9 protein-coding genes are annotated in these 17957 nt (G+C 55.1%); 5 read left to right on the top strand and 4 right to left on the bottom strand.

The features are described 5' to 3' along the window. Positions 1 to 89: 89 nt before the first annotated feature. Together GEAM_RS20500 and GEAM_RS20495 are read right to left on the bottom strand one after the other, a co-directional pair. Complete coding sequence (locus tag GEAM_RS20500) at positions 90 to 1457, bottom strand: NCS2 family permease (RefSeq protein WP_034795420.1); 1368 nt, start codon at positions 1455 to 1457, stop codon at positions 90 to 92. Between the two features lie 576 nt (positions 1458 to 2033). Then, entirely contained in the window at positions 2034 to 2702 is a 669-nt protein-coding gene (locus GEAM_RS20495) for a glutathione S-transferase family protein (protein WP_034795418.1), read from the bottom strand. A 263-nt stretch (positions 2703 to 2965) separates the two neighbouring features. On the opposite strand from GEAM_RS20495, the gene GEAM_RS20490 reads away from it, so the two are divergent. Then, entirely contained in the window at positions 2966 to 5026 is a 2061-nt protein-coding gene (locus GEAM_RS20490) for a putative bifunctional diguanylate cyclase/phosphodiesterase (protein WP_034795415.1), read from the top strand. Between the two features lie 49 nt (positions 5027 to 5075). Here GEAM_RS20490 and malQ read toward each other — a convergent pair whose 3' ends face one another. Both malQ and malP read right to left on the bottom strand, forming a co-directional pair. Then, a complete protein-coding gene (malQ, locus tag GEAM_RS20485; protein ID WP_034795411.1) occupies positions 5076 to 7166 on the bottom strand; it encodes a 4-alpha-glucanotransferase in 2091 nt (696 codons plus the stop codon). A 9-nt stretch (positions 7167 to 7175) separates the two neighbouring features. Beyond that, positions 7176 to 9581, bottom strand: a complete 2406-nt coding sequence (gene malP, locus GEAM_RS20480; protein ID WP_034795409.1) for a maltodextrin phosphorylase — start codon at positions 9579 to 9581, stop codon at positions 7176 to 7178. Positions 9582 to 9904: 323 nt separating this feature from the next. Here malP and malT point away from each other — a divergent pair, with 323 nt between their 5' ends. The 4 genes from malT to pdeR all read left to right on the top strand — a co-directional run bounded on the left by malT (position 9905) and on the right by pdeR (position 17914). Continuing rightward, the gene (gene malT / locus GEAM_RS20475) at positions 9905 to 12628 is read left to right on the top strand and encodes an HTH-type transcriptional regulator MalT (RefSeq protein WP_034795406.1); all 2724 of its coding nucleotides are present in this window, start codon (positions 9905 to 9907) and stop codon (positions 12626 to 12628) included. A gap of 247 nt (positions 12629 to 12875) precedes the next feature. Then, positions 12876 to 13157 carry a YjcB family protein gene (locus GEAM_RS20470; protein WP_034795404.1) on the top strand — a complete coding sequence of 94 codons (282 nt, stop codon included), beginning with the start codon at positions 12876 to 12878 and terminating at the stop codon, positions 13155 to 13157. Between the two features lie 288 nt (positions 13158 to 13445). After that, complete coding sequence (gene bglX / locus GEAM_RS20465; RefSeq protein WP_034795401.1) at positions 13446 to 15743, top strand: beta-glucosidase BglX; 2298 nt, start codon at positions 13446 to 13448, stop codon at positions 15741 to 15743. 161 nt (positions 15744 to 15904) lie between these two features. Further along, the gene (gene pdeR, locus GEAM_RS20460; protein ID WP_034795399.1) at positions 15905 to 17914 is read left to right on the top strand and encodes a cyclic di-GMP phosphodiesterase; all 2010 of its coding nucleotides are present in this window, start codon (positions 15905 to 15907) and stop codon (positions 17912 to 17914) included. The last annotated feature ends 43 nt before the right edge of the window (positions 17915 to 17957 follow it).

Here is a 17957-nt window from a genome sequence, read left to right as displayed (position 1 = left end):
CGCCCCTCAAGGCCGGTGTGGCGGCAGCGCACGACCTTGACCTTGACCTTGACCTTAAAAGGGCGCCAGATTTTCGCCCCTCCAAAATCTTAAATAGCCCATCCACCTGCATAGAACACTACCAGCGCCACGGCGATGATAACTGTCCCGATGTTCAGCTTACGCCATTCGCCGGAGAAGATGCGGCCGATCACTAACGCGCTGAAACCTAACATAATACCGGTCACGATATTACAGGTCAGAACGATAAACACCGCGCACAGCAGGCCGGACATTGCGTCGACGAAATCGGTAAAATCCAGTTTGGTGACGTTGCTTAACATCAACAGACCGACATACATCAGCGCAGGGGCGGTGGCGTAGGCTGGGACCAGATACGACAGTGGAGAGAGGAACAGCATCAGCAGGAACAGCACGCCGACCACGGTGGCGGTCAGGCCTGTTTTACCGCCTGCGGCAGTACCGGCGGCGGATTCGATATACACCGCGGCTGGCGATGCACCTACCAAACCGGCAAACATGCTGCTGATTGAGTCGGAGGTCAGAGCTTTGCCGCCGCTGATGATCTGACCGTCTTTATCCAGCAAATTCGCTTGGCCGGCGACCGCGCGGATAGTGCCGGTGGCGTCGAAGACTGCCGTCATTACCAATGCCAACACGCTTGGCAGAACCGCCAGTTTCAGCGCGCCCATGATGTCGAGATTAAACAGCACCGAGTGGCCGTTAGCGTCTGACAAAGATGGCATGGCGAACAGGCCCTGATACTTCACCGCAGGGTCAAAAATCAGGCCGATAATAGAAATCACGATGATAACCAGCAGGATGCCGCCCGGCACGCGCAGTTTCTCTAACCCGAAAATTACCGCCAGACCTAACAATGTCATGACTACAGGGAAAGAGGTGAAAGCGCCAAGGGTCACTGGCAGGCCGTCGAGTGGGTTCTTGATAACCAAGCCGACACCGTTTGCGGCGATAAGCAGCAAGAACAGCCCGATACCAATACCCGTGCCGTGCGCAACGCCCATCGGCAAATTGCGTAAAATCCACGAACGAATCCCGGTGACGGAAATAATGGTGAACAACACGCCCATTAGGAATACCGCGCCCAGTGCGACCGGCACGCTAATGTGCTGGCCCAGCACCAGACTGAAGGCGGTAAAGGCAGTAAGGGAAATTGCGCAACCAATCGCCAAAGGCAAATTGGCCCACAGCCCCATCAGCAGAGAGCCAAAGCCCGCCACCAAACAGGTGGCAACAAACACGGCGCTCGGAGAGAAACCGGCTTTGCCCAGCATGCCCGGCACCACAATGACCGAGTAAACCATTGCCAAAAAGGTCGTCAGACCGGCAATAATTTCCTGACGAACGTTACTGCCACGCGCAGATATTTTAAAGAAAGCATCAAGCGAACCGGCAGGCGCAACGCCACTGCCCGTTTGATTGTGTTGACTAGCCATGTGCAACCCTCTGAAGTGTCTTGCTGAAATGCCTGCGTGGTCATTACGAAACCGTTTCGTCACGTTCGCTTCCCTAACCGCCGTAATGTGCTCGAAAACCTGCAAGATCGATGCGCAAAACCAAGGCAAACGTTTAACTCTCATCGCGTAAGGCGGAAATAAAAACCACGGGTACTGCAAAGCAAACGATTATCCAGCCATTAACCCCCTCTTTTCAACTCCCGTTCACGACATTTTATGGCGTTTTGTTCAATAAAAAGCCAGATCGCCACAGAATTTGCGCAAACCGCCTATTTTGAATGGTTAGCAGGCTGCGCAACTTGCCAAAACGGTGATGAAAAAATGGAAAATCGGATAGGGCTTCAGGAGAGAAGAAAATAGACCGCGCTATTTTGAAAGGGAGAAAAAAGGCCGAAGAGATAAAGAAATAAAACCGGACAGGATTAATAGCTTAACAATATTCCTATTACGTTATTAAAATTCAGACCCGCCGATTTGGAGATAATAAGCATCACTTATGTTTTCATGAAAATAAAAATCGGCGTTGCTGAAAAATAGATAACACTGGAATTTTGATTAGCTACCAATTTGGTAGGGACCACCCTGCTCTAAGGCTTTTTGATAGGCTGGGCGCGCATGAATAGTAGAAAGCCAAGTATGCAATTTAGGATATTTATCTAATCCTCCGCGCGACACCATGGCTTCCACCGGGAAACTCATCTGCACGTCGGCAGCACTGAAATCGCTACCAGCAAACCACGTATTTTCAGTCAGATGCTGCTCAAGATAGGCACCGTGGGTCGCCAGCTGCTTATCCAGATAATTTTGCTGCACGCCTTTGCCGATAGCGCCGGCAATTGGGCGGATCAGCCACGGCATTGGCGGTTTGCCTAATCGTCCAAAAATCAGCTTCATCACCAAAATCGGCATCAACGAACCTTCGGCATAGTGCATCCAATAGCGATACTGCTGGCGAGCGAAGTGATCGGTAGGTTTGAAATTTCCTTGGGCATCATAGGTTTCTTGCAGGTACTCCAGAATCGCACCCGACTCGGCCAGCGTCAGGTCGTTATCCACCAGCACTGGCGATTTCCCCAGCGGATGCACCTTCTTCAGTGACGCCGGGGCCAGCATGGTCTTTTCATCACGTTGATAACGCTGAATTTGATAAGGCAATTCCAGCTCTTCGAGCATCCAGAGCACTCTCTGGGAACGTGAGTTATTTAAATGGTGAACCGTGATCATGTTTATAACTCCAAACTGATTAGCCAAATTAATAGTTAACTATAGACCATCTACCCGCTGGCGTATTTTATTAAGGCAAAGACCTTGTTCCTATTACGTTTACTCATAACAAGTTTTACAACTCAATTTATAAGAATTGAGCAATAAGCTTAAGTAAATTTAATAGAAAGGCGCTAATTCAATAGCCTTTATTATTATTTAATGCGATTATCCCGCGCCAAAATTAGCACTTAATATAGATAATCCTATTGTGTGGAGTTTGCATGCTTTCCAGTAATTACAACGATGTCCTGATTCTGTTCTCCTTCATCGTTGCGATGCTCGCGTCTTACACTGCGCTCGACATGGCTGGACGAGTGGCAACGACACAGGGAAGAGCGTCGAAATTGTGGTTAGCGGGCGGGGCACTTGCGATGGGAATTGGCATCTGGTCGATGCATTTTATCGGCATGCTGGCCTTCAGTTTGCCGGTGTCGATGGGCTATGACCCGCTGATCACCCTCTTTTCGATGCTGATCGCTATCGTTTCTTCCGCTTTTGCCCTGTGGCTGGTGTGCCACGAGCGTCTGCCGACCCAAAGCCTGTTGCTTGGTTCGCTGCTGATGGGCGGCGGCATTGTGGCAATGCACTATACCGGCATGGCGGCGATGCGCATGATGCCCGGCATTGAGTACGATTTCCGCTGGGTGACACTGTCGGTAGTGGTCGCAGTGGTGGCTTCCGGTGCCGCGCTGTGGATGGCGTTTCATCTGCGCCAGCACTCGCCAAATGTGAAAATGCTGCGCGTTGGCGCGGCGATCGTCATGGGCACCGCAATTGTCGGCATGCACTACATCGGCATGGCCGCCGCCAATTTCCCCCACGACAGCCACAGCATGGCGGCCTATTCCGGGGTGAATAACAACTGGCTGGCGCTGCTGGTGATTGTCGTCACCTTGGCGGTGCTCGCCATCACCCTGATCATCTCCGTGCTCGATGCCCGTCTTCAGGCCCGCACCTCGATTCTGGCTTCCTCTTTGGCGCAGGCCAACCGTGAGCTAACGCAGCTCGCCTTGCACGATAATCTAACGCGCTTGCCAAACCGCCTGTTGCTGGAAGACCGCCTGAGTCAGGCTTTCCAAAAAGCGGAGCGTACTCAATCCTCCTTCGCCCTGCTGTTTTTCGACCTCGACGGCTTTAAGGCGGTGAATGACGCATTCGGCCACCACGTCGGCGATTTGCTGCTGATTGCCGTCACCGAGCGGCTGCAAGCCCACCTGCGCGCCTCGGATACCTTGGCACGCCTCGGAGGCGATGAGTTCGTGCTGCTGATGGAAATCGGCGACCCGAACGACGCCGCGACGCTGGCCGATAAGCTGGTGCATCTGATTGCCAAGCCTTTCCAAGTGTCGCGCTATGAGCTGTTGGTGTCGGTGAGTATTGGGATTGCGGTCTATCCGGGTGATGGCGAAAACGAGCGCGAGCTGATGCTCAACGCCGACGCGGCGATGTACCACACCAAAAATGCCGGGCGCAACGGCTACAACTTCTTCCAACCGTCGATGAATGCCAATGCGCAAGACCAGCTGCAAATGCTCAATGACTTGCGCATGGCGGTGGAGCATAACGAGCTGCGCCTGCACTATCAGCCGAAGTTTGTCGCGCCGCACGGCCCGGTGACAGGCTTCGAGGCTCTGCTGCGCTGGGAACGCCACGGCGTCATGCTCAGCCCGGATGTCTTCCTGCCGATGGCGGAGAAAACCGGCCTGATCATCTCAATTGGCGAGTGGGTGATTAATGAAGCTTGCCGCCAGCTGCGCCAGTGGCACTTGGCTGGGCATCGCACTTGGACCGTGGCGGTGAACCTGTCGGCCCTGCAATTTGAGCAGCCGAATCTGGTGGAAAAGGTGATTGCTACGGTGCAGAAGCATCAGATCCCACCAGAGATGCTAACGCTGGAAGTCACCGAAACCACCGCGATGCGCAATCCGGACGCCAGCGTCGAGATCCTCGAGCAGCTCACGCGTTTCGGCGTTAAAGCCTCAATTGATGACTTCGGCACCGGCTACTCCAGTTTGCTTTATCTGAAACGTTTACCGGCCAGCGAGCTGAAAATCGACGGCGCTTTTATCAATGACCTGATTGCGGGAAGCGAAGACGCCAGCATCGTGCAAGCCATCATCGCCCTCGGCCAGACGCTGAATTTGAAAGTGGTCGCCGAAGGGGTGGAAACCACCCAGCAGCAAGATTTCCTCACCGCGCTAGGCTGTGATTCGTTGCAGGGGTATTTGCTCGGCAGGCCCATGACCGTGGAGCAAATCGCGAGTAATCCAGATTTGGAGTAGTTTTTGAACTTGCCCCCTCCCCTAAGTAGGGGAGGGGGCAGAGCAAAACTCAACTCACCGACACCTTCCTTCGGCGCTTATCCAAGTCCTTAATCAACTTATTCACCTCGTCGTCGGCAAACATATCTTCCAGCGTTCGCGTCAGTTTGCGCCGCCAGTTGGGGTATTCGTCGCTGGTGCCGGGGATGTTGACCGGCTCACCCATGTCCAGCCAGTCTTCGGGTTGCAGGCCCAACAGAGCGCAGGCGCTGTCAGCAACATAACGCTGGAGGCCGCGATTCAGCGTCGGGGTCATGCTCATCACGTCCGCATTGTGGCCTGTGCTTTTCGGCACGCAGCCATAGTGATGCAAACCATTGAGCAGCCCCTGCCGGGCGCGACCGCGATCGGCGTACAGCTCGGTTAACACCTCTTCATCGCGATACAGCCCCAGCTTCTTGCCTAGCGCCAAATCATCCCCCTGCCAGTAGCCGCGCAGCGTTGGAAGATCATGCGTGGTGATGGTCGCCATCGCCTGCACCGGGTAAGACTGCGGCGCGCGGAAGTTATTCTCCGCGTCGCGCTCGAAGTACAACACTTTGTAGGAGTAAACCCCGCCTTCGCGCAGCTTACTGACGATCTCCACCGGCACGGTACCGAGATCTTCTCCAATCACCATGCAGCGGTGGCGCTGGCTTTCCAGTGCCAGAATCGCCAGCAGATCGTCCACCGGATACTGCACATAAGCACCGTTGTCGGCGGTTTCACCGTAAGGGATCCACCACAGCCGCAGCAGGGTCATCACGTGATCGATGCGCAACGCGCCACAGCTGGTCATGTTGGCGCGCAGCAGATCGATAAAAGGTTGATAGGCGCGGCGCACCATGACGTGCGGATCCATCGGGCGCAGATCCCAGTTTTGGCCGAGCGGCCCAAGGATATCCGGTGGTGCGCCGACCGAGGCTTTAAGACAATAAACATCACGATCGCCCCACGTTTCGGCACCGCCTTCCACTACGCCCACAGCTAAATCGCGATACAAACCAATCGGCATCTCGGCCTGCTGGCTGTCGTGGTAACAGCGGCCAAACTGATACTCGGCTAGCCACTGTAGCCACTGGTAGAAATCGACCTCGGACTCATACTGCTGGCAGAAGGCTTTGACCGCGGCACTCTGCGCGCTGCGGTACTTTTCCGGCCAGTGCGGCCAGCCTTGTGGCTGCTCGCCCTGCTTTGCCAGATGACTATAAAGCGCGTCATACGCCGCCTGCTGATAGAGGCTGTCGCCTCCCTCGCGGACAAATTTTCGATAGGCTTTTTGCAGCGGATCGGACGCGCTACGGGTGACAAAACGCTGATGCGCCAGCGACAGCCCGGTGAGCTTGAGCGGCACCACGCGGGCGTAATCCACCCACGCGCTGCGGCGAACTTCTTTGAGGATTTTCTGCGTTTGCGGCTCGCGCCACCACGCCTGCGCCGCCTCGCTGAGCTGGAAATCCTCCACCGCGTTGACGTCGATATAAATCACGTTCAGCCAGCGCCGTGAAGACGGGCTGTAAGGGCTGGCGGCGATTGGGTTGCCGGGATAGAGCGAGTGGATGGGGTTGAGGCCGACGAAAGCGCCGCCGCGTTTGCCCATCTCCTGCACCAGTTGGCGCAAGTCACCAAAATCGCCGATGCCCCAGTTGTTATCGGAACGCAGCGTGTAGAGCTGCACGCAGGCGCCCCACAGCTTTTTTCCAGCCAGCAGCGCATCGGGCTCATAGCAGCGTTTTGGCGCCACGATGATGCTGCACTCCCAGCTTTGCGCGTCCTGAGTCAGCGTCAACTGGTGATAGCCGCTAGAAATCCGTCCCGGCAGGGCCAAGGTCATTTTGGCGCTGGTGCGCCCTTGCTGCACCGCCCCGCTTTCCAACTTTAACTGCCACTGAAACTCACCTTCGCCGCCAATCGGCAGGGCTAAACGGCTGCCCTTAATAAACACTTTCACCACCGGCACTGGCGCTTCCACGGCGTGAGGAACGCCCGCGGCCCAGCCCATCGCCTCCAACAAATCCCGTTTGGTGGCGGCAGCAATAGCCTGTTGTTTACCATGTGCATTGATATAACCGGCGGCGATCCCAGCCTCGATCGCCGCTTGTTCTAGCTGTTTGCTCTCCATTGCTGCTCCTTAGCGTTTCGCCTGCCAGATCCGTTGCTGATAGTCACGGATCGACCGGTCTGAACTGAACATGCCAACACGGGCCGTATTGAGTATAGTGCGCTTCGTCCACTCCGCCTGATCGCGATACATCGCGTCAACTCTCTGTTGTGCCTGACAATAATCAGCAAAATCGGCTAACACTAAGTAGGGATCGCCACCAGACAGCAGGCTGTCGAGCATCGGGCCGAAGGCGGATTTATCCCCGTGACTGAACAGGCCGCTTTCCAGATCCTTCAAGACGGCATGCAACAATTTGTCTTTTTTACGCCATTGCAGCGGCGAGTAGCCTTGGGCTTTTAGGGCTTTCACTTGATCGACGGTATTGCCGAAAATAAAGATATTGTCTTCGCCCACCTGCTCAGCGATTTCCACCGTCGCGCCATCCAGCGTGCCGACGGTCATCGCGCCATTGAGCGCCAGCTTCATGTTGCCGGTGCCAGAGGCTTCGGTGCCCGCCGTGGAGATCTGCTCGGAGACGTCGGCGGCCGGGATCATCAGCTCGGCGACCGAAACGCGATAATCTGGAATGAACACTACTTTCAGACGATCGCCGACGATCGGATCGTTATTGACCTTCTCCGCCACCTGATTGATTGCATAGATAATGTTTTTCGCCAGATAGTAGCCCGGCGCGGCTTTCGCCCCGAACAGGAACACGCGCGGCACCATCTCGAGCTGCGGGTTGTCGCGCAATTGGCGGTACAAGGCCACGATATGCAGCAGGTTGAGATGCTGGCGTTTGTACTCATGCAGGCGCTTAATCTGCACGTCAAAAATGGCGTCAGGGTTGAGGGTGATCCCCATGCGCTGCTGCACATACTCGGCCAGCCGCACTTTGTTCTCGCGCTTAATCTGTTGATAACGCTGGGTGAATTTGGCGTCATCGGCGAATTTCTCCAGCCCGCGCAGTGCATCAAGCTCGGTAACCCACTCGGTTTTCAGGCTGTCATCAATCAGCACCGACAGCGCCGGATTACACTGTTTCAGCCAGCGGCGCGGCGTGATGCCGTTGGTCACATTATGGAATTTTTGCGGCCACAGCTGGTGATACTCGGGGAACAGGTCTTTCACCACCAGATCCGAGTGCAGTGCCGCGACGCCGTTGACCGCGAAGCCGCTGACCACGCAGAGGTTCGCCATCCGCACCTGTTTGTCCTGATGCACCGACAGTTTCTCCCACACCGCTTTATTGCCCGGCCACTGCTTCTCCACCACCTTTTTGAAGCGCGCGTTAATCTGCTTAATCAGTGAGAAATGGCGCGGCAGCAGGCTGCGCACTAGCTTCTCATCCCAGCGCTCAAGGGCTTCCGGCATCAAGGTGTGGTTGGTGTAGGCGAAGGTGCGACTGGTGATGGCCCAAGCCGCGTCCCACTCCATCTGGTGTTCGTCGAGCAGAATGCGCAACAGCTCGGGAATGGCGATGGTCGGATGGGTATCGTTAAGCTGAATCACTTCAAAATCAGGCAGTTCAGCAATTTTGCGCCCAAGGAAGTGGTGACGGCGCAAAATATCCCGCACCGAGCAGGCGCACTGGAAATACTGCTGCATCAGGCGCAGGCGTTTGCCCTGCTGATGGTTGTCATTCGGGTAGAGCACTTTAGTCAACTTGGCGGCATCAATGCCCTTTTGCTCGGCCTTGAGGAACTGCCCGTCGTTAAACAGCGTCAGGTCAAAAGGATGCACATCCGTCGCCTGCCACAGGCGCAGCGGCTGGGTAACGCCGTTGCGATAGCCCACCACCGGCAGGTCCCACGCTTCGCCACGAAGAGTGAATTCCGGCTGCCAGCGCTCCTGTCCCTGCTCATTTTTCAGCAGCTTACCGCCAAAACCGACATCCACCGACAGGTGGCTATTGTGGCTAAACCACGGGTAGCTCTCGCGATGCCAATTATCCGGCGCTTCCTGCTGCTGTCCTTCGCTAAAAGATTGGCGGAACAGGCCATATTGATAGTTCAGCCCATAGCCGGTGGCTGATTGCCCCACGGTCGCCATCGAATCAAGAAAACAGGCTGCCAAACGCCCCAGCCCGCCATTGCCTAAAGCAGGGTCGGTTTCTTGCTCGAGGACGTCGGCCAGTTCAACGCCCTGCGCCTTCAGCACTTCGCTGACGGTGTCATACCAACCCAGATTGATCAGATTATTGGAGGTCAGGCGGCCAATCAGAAATTCCATCGAAATGTAATTTACGTGGCGTTGCTGCTGTTTCACCTGAACTGGCGCGGGTTGCGCGGCGAGCTGCTCGGACAGCGCGCCGCTCACGGCTTGCCACCACTGGTGCGGCGTCATGTCTTGGGCACTCTGTAAACCAAAGCGCTGCCATTGGCGCGTCAGGGCGTGTTCAAACCGAGTTTTCTCTAATGTGGATGGCAACATAAGCTCCCTCTATGGGGTATTTGTAGAGTAGGTGTAGGGTAAAAAGCTGGAACATTGAGGCTATGCTGCAGCCAAGTAGGAAGTGCAGCATCATCCCGTAAAGGATTAGACAGGGAGGAGGAAAAGGGCGTAGCGTTATCAGGATTTTTTCGGCCAAAAACAGGGGCCTAAACTGTGATCGAGAGCAACTAAACGACACGTAATTATGTAACAGCCTTGCAATACTTTCGGCATTGGCAGACCTTAGGAATAATATTAATTACGCGCTGTAAAATAAATAAACACACCTTTCATTTGCTTACGGTTCATAAGAATCTATAAAAATGCTGATCCCTTCGAAACTGAGTCGCCCGGTGCGACTGCAAAATACGGTGGTGCGCGATCGCCTGTTAACCAAATTGGCGAGCGCACAGAATTACCGACTCGTTCTGGTTGCTTGCCCTGCTGGGTACGGCAAAACCACGCTTGTTGCCCACTGGGCGGCGGGTAAAAGCGATCTCGGCTGGTATTCTCTTGATGAAAGTGACAACCAGCCCGAGCGTTTTGCCAGCTACCTGATTGCCGCTATTCAGCAGGCAACCGGCGGGCACTGCGCCAAAAGCGAAGCACTCAGTCAGAAGCATCAATATGCCAGCCTCTCAGCACTGTTTGCGCAACTCTTTGTTGAGCTGTCTGATTGGCATCGCCCCCTGTTGCTGGTGATTGACGATTATCACCTGATTTCCAATGACGCCATTCACGAAGGCATGCGCTTCTTCCTGCGCCATCAGCCGGAAAACCTCACATTGATGGTGCTGTCACGCACCCTGCCGCAGCTTGGCATTGCCAACCTGCGCGTGCGCGACCAACTGCTGGAGCTGAATGCCGCCCAGTTGGCTTTCAACCATTCCGAAGCCCAGCAGTTCTTTGATTGCCGTTTGGCCGACCCTATCGAGCAGGCCGACAGCAGCCGCCTGTGCGACGACGTGGCCGGTTGGGCCACCGCGCTCCAACTGATTGCCCTCTCCGCCCGCCAGTCGCACACCTCGACCGCCTCGGCCCAGCAGTCGGCCAAAAAGCTTGCCGGGCTGAATGCCAGCCATCTGTCCGAATATCTGGTGGATGAGGTTCTGGATCGCGTGGACGCGCCAACCCGCGACTTCCTGCTGCGCTGCTCTTTACTGCGCTCAATGAATGATTCGCTGATTGTGCAACTGACCGGCGCGGAAAACGGCCAACACCGGCTAGAAGAGCTTGAACGTCAGGGGCTATTCATTCACCGAATGGATGATTCCGGCGAATGGTTTAACTTCCACCCGCTGTTTGCCACTTTCCTTCGTCAACGCTGCCAGTGGGAGCTGGCGGCTGAACTGCCTGAGATCCACCGTTTGGCGGCTGAAGGTTGGCTGGCGCTTGGCTTCCCCGCCGAGGCCATTCATCACGCGCTGGGGGCCGAAGATACCGACATGCTGCGCGACATTCTGCTGCAACACGCTTGGGCGCTGTTCAACCAAAGCGAGCTGGTGCTGCTGGAAGAGTGCCTCAGCGCCCTGCCCTATGAGCGACTGATTCAAAACCCGAAACTGGCGCTGCTACAGGCGTGGCTGGCGCAGAGCCAACACCGCTACAGCGAAGTGGAAATGCTGCTTGAGCGCGCTGAAAACGAGATGCAGGTCGAGCAGATCGAGATGGATAAAACCCTCAGCGCCGAATTTGACGCGCTGAGAGCGCAGGTCGCCATCAATGACGGCAAGCAGGATAAAGCCGAGAAGCTGGCGGCGCAGGCGCTGAAATATCTTCCCTATTCAAGCTATTACAGCCGTATTGTCGCCACCTCGGTGACCGGCGAGATCCAACACTGCAAAGGTGATTTGACCCGCGCCCTGCCGCTGATGCAACAAACCGAGCAGATTGCCCGCCGCCACGAGGCTTACCACTACGCGCTGTGGGCCTTGCTCCAGCAGAGTGAAATTCTGATCGCGCAAGGCTTCTTGCAGGCAGCCTACGAGACGCAGGATAAAGCCTTCGAACTGGTGCGCGAGCAGCATCTTGAACAGCTGCCAATGCACGAATTCTTACTGCGCCTGCGCTCACAGCTGCTCTGGTCGTGGGCGCGTCTTGACGATGCTGAAAGCGCCGCGCGCGAAGGGCTGGAAGTGCTGGCTAACTTCCAACCCCAGCAGCAATTGCAATGTCTGGCGATGCTGGCGAAGTGCTCGCTGGCGCGCGGGCATCTCGACAATGCTCATCGCTATTTGCAACGCTGCGAAGCCCTGTTGCAGAGCGGGCAGTACCACACCGACTGGCTGACCAACACTGATAAGCCGCGGGTTATTTACTGGCAAATGGTCGGCGATAAAAACGCCGCGCGCAGCTGGCTGAATCAGACGTCAAAACCGGGCATGGCGGATAACCACTTCCTGCAAGGCCAGTGGCGCAATATTGCGCGAGTCCACATCCTGCTCGGCCAGTATGACGAAGCTGAGAAAATCATTGATGAACTGAATGGTTACGCGCGCCAGCTGAAGCTGGTCAGCGACCTTAATCGCAACCTGATCCTCAGCAACCTGCTTTATTGGCACACCGATCGCAAAAACGAAGCCCAGCGCGTGCTGATTGAAGCACTGGAATTAGCCAACCGCACCGGATTCGTCAGCCACTTTGTGATTGAAGGCGAAATGATGGCGCAGCAGTTGCGCCAGCTTATTCAGCTAAATCTGTTGCCAGAAATGGAGCAGCGCCGAGCGCAGAAGGTGTTGCGCGACATCAACCAGCACCATCGCCACAAGTTCGCCCATTTCGACGAAGGCTTTGTCAGCAAATTGCTCACGCACCCTCAGGTGCCAGAGTTGATTCGCACCAGCCCGCTGACCCAGCGCGAATGGCAAGTGCTCGGCCTCATCTACTCCGGCTATAGCAATGACCAGATTGCCGGCGAGCTGACCGTGGCTTCAACCACCATTAAAACCCATATTCGCAACCTGTATCAGAAGCTGGGCGTGACTCACCGTCAGGACGCCGTGCAGCATGCGCAACACCTGCTGCAAGTGATGGGTTACGGCGCCTGATTGCCTCTCCCCAGCTTTGCCCTGCCCTGTAAAACCGCCGGACTGGCGGTTTTTTTATGGCTTGATGATGCAGATCAAACCGAATTTCGACTTTTTTTTGCGCATCGAATTAACCCTCGCTACAATGTGACGCAAATCACATTTTTATTTCTACGCCTCCTTGCTCCACCCCGGTATTCAGCCCCCCTGAGGACTGCCTTTGGATTGGTGCATTTCAGGTGCTTAATTCAGTTGAGGAATTTGTTCGATGGGTACGTTAGCCACGGGTTTGATGATGATGCGTTGGGAATTACTGAGCGCGTTTCTGATGTTTTGCACCAGCCAATTAAACATTCGCTGCCGCCAGTCCAGCCATAACGTCATGGCCTTTGTCTGTAGCGGAATTGGCCTGACGGTGACCTGCTTCTTCGTCATGAGCCTGATGGGCATCAGCTACAACGCTGAAGCCGTTGCGCAATTCTGGTCCGTCTCCAAAGACGTGTTCTTCGACGTGATGAGCAAAACGCCGACCGACATGCCGCTGCTGTAATGTCTCTTCTTCCTACTTATTACTGTGCGCAAATTCCTAAATAACGGAATTTGCGCGCTATCTCGTATCAGTATTTGCACATCGATTCTTAATTCAGCGTAAATTGCGAGCTGTGACGACTCGCGGTAAATAAGTCGTTTTTGCAGAAAACTATTGATTGCTAATAATTGAGGCGACGTATTAGATTCTCACGCTATAGTTTTCTTATAATGATCATTACCTTGTTCGCGTTCTGGCTAGGGGCTGTTTTTAACCTAAGCCGCATGTTTTTTGTCTGAAGGATATTCGATGAATACGCATCACCTGATTGGCGCGTTGGTGTTAATAGCAGGTTCTACCTCGTCGTTTGCTGAGCAAGCGTCGAGCATTCCACAAAATCAGACCAAAGAGCGCGATGCCTTTGTCTCTCATCTGATGACCCAAATGACGCTGGACGAAAAAATCGGCCAGCTTAACTTAGTCAGCGTCGGCCCCGACTACCCGAAAGAAGCCATTATGGCTGACGTTCGCGCGGATAAAGTCGGCGGTATGTTCAATACCGTGACCAAACCTGACATTCGCCGCATTCAGGACCAAGTGCAGCACAGCCGCCTGAAAATCCCACTGTTCTACGCCTACGACGTGGTTCACGGCCAGCGCACTATTTTCCCGATAAGCCTTGGCCTTGCCGCCAGCTGGGACATGCAAGCCGTCGCCACCAGCGCACGCATCTCGGCGATTGAAACCGCAGCCGATGGTCTGAACATGACCTTTTCGCCGATGGTGGATATCACCCGCGACCCTCGCTGGGGACGTGTCTCAGAAGGCTTTGGCGAAGACACCTACTTGACCTCGCGTCTGGCCCACGAAATGGTCAGCGCCTACCAGAATAACGACCCTTCTGCCCCTGACAGCGTGATGGCCAACGTGAAGCATTTCGCGTTGTACGGCGCAGTAGAAGGCGGCCGCGAGTACAACACCGTGGACATGAGCCTGACGCGCATGTTCAACGACTACATGCCTCCTTATAAAGCCGCGCTTGATGCGGGCGCGGGCGGCGTGATGGTGGCGTTGAACTCGGTGAATGGCATTCCGGCGACTTCTAACCCGTGGCTGTTGCAGCAAGTGCTGCGCGACCAGTGGAAATTCAAAGGTTTAACCGTCAGTGACCACGGCGCAATCGGCGGCCTAGTCAAACACGGCGTGGCCGAAGATGACCGTCAGGCTGCCGCCATGGCGCTGAAGTCCGGCGTTGATATGGACATGGCCGACGACATGTACGGCAAATACCTGAAAGGCTTGGTTGCCGACAAGATTGTTAGCGTTAAAGAAATTGACCGCGCAGTGCGTAACGTACTGAATGCTAAATGGGATATGGGCCTGTTCATCGACCCATACCGCCACCTTGGCCCGGCTTCAAGTGACCCAGTCGATACTAACGCCGAAAGCCGTTTGCATCGCAAAGAGGCGCGTGAAGTGGCGCGTACCTCACTGGTATTGCTGAAAAACCAGAACGAAACCCTGCCGTTGCAGAAGAAAGGCACCATCGCCCTGATTGGTACTCTGGCCGACAGCCAGCGTGACGTCATGGGGAGCTGGTCCGCTGCCGGTAAAGCCAACCAGACCGTCACCGTGCTGCAAGGCATGAAAGACGCGATTGGCGACAAAGCCACGCTGCTCTACGCCCGTGGTGCCAACATCACCAACGATCAGGACATCGTCAACTTCCTTAACTCCTATGAGAAACAGGTAGTTAACGACCCGCGCCCGGCGCAGGAAATGATTGACGAAGCCGTGAAAACCGCCGAGAAAGCCGACGTAGTGGTCGCCGTAGTCGGTGAAGCCCAAGGCATGGCGCACGAAGCTTCCAGCCGTACTGACCTGAACATTCCACAGAGCCAGCGCGACCTGCTCAAAGCCCTGAAAGCCACTGGCAAGCCGCTGGTTATCGTACTGATGAATGGCCGTCCGCTGACCCTGACGTGGGAAAACGACATTGCTGACGCCATGCTGGAAACTTGGTTTAGCGGCACCGAAGGCGGACACGCCATTGCCGACGTGCTGTTTGGCGACTACAACCCGTCCGGCAAACTGCCAATGACCTTCCCGCGCTCCGTGGGTCAAATCCCGTTGTATAACAGCGTGCTGAACACCGGTCGTCCGTTTAATCCACAGCATCCGGATAAATATACCTCGCGCTACTTCGACATCACCAATGGCCCGCTCTTCCCGTTTGGTTATGGTTTGAGCTACACCCAGTTCAGCGTTTCTGATATTTCATTGTCTTCCACCACCATGAGTGCCAAGCAGCCGCTGACCGCCAGCGTGACGGTGAAAAACACCGGCAAACGCAGCGGTGCGACCGTGGTGCAGCTCTATCTGCGTGACCTGACGGCCTCTATCAGCCGCCCGGTTAAAGAGCTCAAAAACTTCGAGAAAATAAATCTGGCGCCGGGTGAAGAAAAAGTCGTTACATTTGCGATCAATGAAAAAGATTTACGTTTCTTCAATGACAAGCTCAAATGGGCATCTGAACCGGGCAAATTCAATGTATTCATTGGATTGGATTCGCAGGACGTGAAGCAAAGTAGCTTCCTGTTGAAATAACTGCCGCAGAGAAGGTGATGGTGCGCCGCGTGGAGCGCCATCACTGGTAATAAAAATCATCTAAAATCAAGAGCGGGTCTCTGTTATCAGGGCCCGCGCTTTTAATTGCAGGTTGCTTAAACATTGTCAGATCAGGTTGCTGGTGACACGGAGAAACTTTCATGACAGACGCTCAAGATGACTCCATTCTATACCTGCATTTTGGTACACCTCGCCCCTACTGGCGCTTAGGTTCTGATAGCAACGCGCTCGAACTGTCTGCGGAACAGGGCGTGACCAACGTCGCCGTAGCCCTCACCAGCCCGCAAGCTGCTCGCATTCGCGAACTGACCGGCATCACCTCTTGCTTCACCATAGACGTCACGTTGTTCGGCGAGCCGGTTTGCCTCTATCTGGTCGGCCGCAAAGTGGACAGCAATGTCTGGGCAGGCACTGCCTCTGATTTTGAAGATACCGCCTCGGTGGCGCACGACCTTGAAGTGGGTCTGACCTTCGCTGAGCAGGTAGTGTCAGAAGCCAACTCGGTTATCGTGATCATCGACCAAGACGGCAAAGTGCATCGCTTCAACCGCCTGAGCGAAGAGTACACCGGCCTGCGTGAGCAGGACGTGATTGGCCACAGCGCCTACGACATGTTTATGTCGATGGAAGAAGGCATCGCCTCGCGCCAGAACATCACCAGCTTCTTTCAGAAAGAGCAGTCATACGAAGTCGAGCGCTGGATTAACACGGTTAAAGGCCAGCGCCTGTTCTTATTCCGCAATAAATTTGTTCACAGCGGCAGCGGCAAACAGCAGAAATTCCTTATCTGCTCCGGCTCGGATATCACCGACGAGCGCATGGCGCAGGAGCGGCTGCGAGTCTTAGCCAATACCGATCTCATCACCGGCCTTGCCAACCGCAATGCCCTGCAAGACCAGCTGAAAAGCGCGCTGGAACTGCGCGGTGACAATCAAATCGGCCTGATTTATCTCGACTTAGATAACTTCAAAAAAGTGAACGATGCCTACGGGCATATGTTCGGCGACCGCCTGCTTAAAGAGGTGGCTCACGCCATTCAGAGCTGTTTAGAAGAAACCGAAATCCTTGCGCGACTGGGCGGCGACGAATTTATCATTCTCAGCACCCAAGCCTCGGTCGAGAAGCTCGAAGCCATTAGCCAGCAGATCTTAGGCCGGCTCAAAGCCCCTTTCCGCATCGGTTTGATCGAAGTCTATACCGGCTGCTCCAGCGGCATCGCGGTATGCCCGCAGCACGGGACCGACGCCGAGAGCCTGATCCGCAACGCCGACACCGCCATGTACGTGGCGAAAGAGGCGGGCAAAAACGCGCACTGCGTCTTCTCGCCGGAGATGAACAAAAAAGTCTCCGAATACATGTGGCTCGACACCAACCTGAGAAAGGCGCTGGAAGAGCAGCAGTTGCAGCTCTATTACCAGCCAAAAGTCTCGAACAATGGCGAAGTGCGCAGTGTCGAAGCCCTGCTGCGCTGGCATTCGCCGGAGCGCGGGGTGATCCAGCCGCAAAGCTTTATCTCCTACGCCGAAGAGTCCGGCCTGATTGCGCCGCTGGGGAAATGGGTTATCGAAACCGCCACCCGTCAGGCAGCCGAGTGGCAGAAGAAAGGCTTGAATTTGCGGGTGGCGGTGAACCTGTCTGGCCGCCAGTTAAACAGCAGCTCGCTGGTGTCAGATTTTACCGAAGCGATGCAAAAAGTGGGCATGACCCAATGCATGTTGGACTTTGAGCTGACCGAAAGCTGTCTGGTAGAAGATGAAAAAGCGGCTGTCACCATGATAAACCAACTGCACAAGCTGGGGGCGGAAGTGCATCTGGATGACTTCGGCACCGGCTACTCTTCCCTGTCGCAGCTGGCGCGCATCCCACTGGATTGCATCAAGCTGGATCAAAGCTTTGTACGCGGTATCAACCATAATTCGGTGTCACAGGCGCTGGTCCGCGCGATTGTCGCCGTGGCAAGAACGCTGCAACTCACCGTGGTGGCTGAAGGGGTTGAAACTCATGAAGAAGAGCGGCTAATTGATGAAATTGGCGTAGACAGCAAGCAGGGATACCTGTTTGCCAAACCAATGCCCGCCGATGAGATCGAGCACTGGCTTGAACAGAAAGCAATTGCTTCACCCGGTAGTGTGAACAACGTTACTCGCTAGTCGTCAGTCAAGGCGGCTAGCAGCAATAACGACAATCATGAGC

Source organism: Ewingella americana ATCC 33852, from assembly GCF_000735345.1.
In the GTDB taxonomy this organism is placed as follows: Bacteria; Pseudomonadota; Gammaproteobacteria; order Enterobacterales; family Enterobacteriaceae; genus Ewingella; species Ewingella americana.
This window is presented reverse-complemented; position numbering and strand designations above follow the sequence as displayed.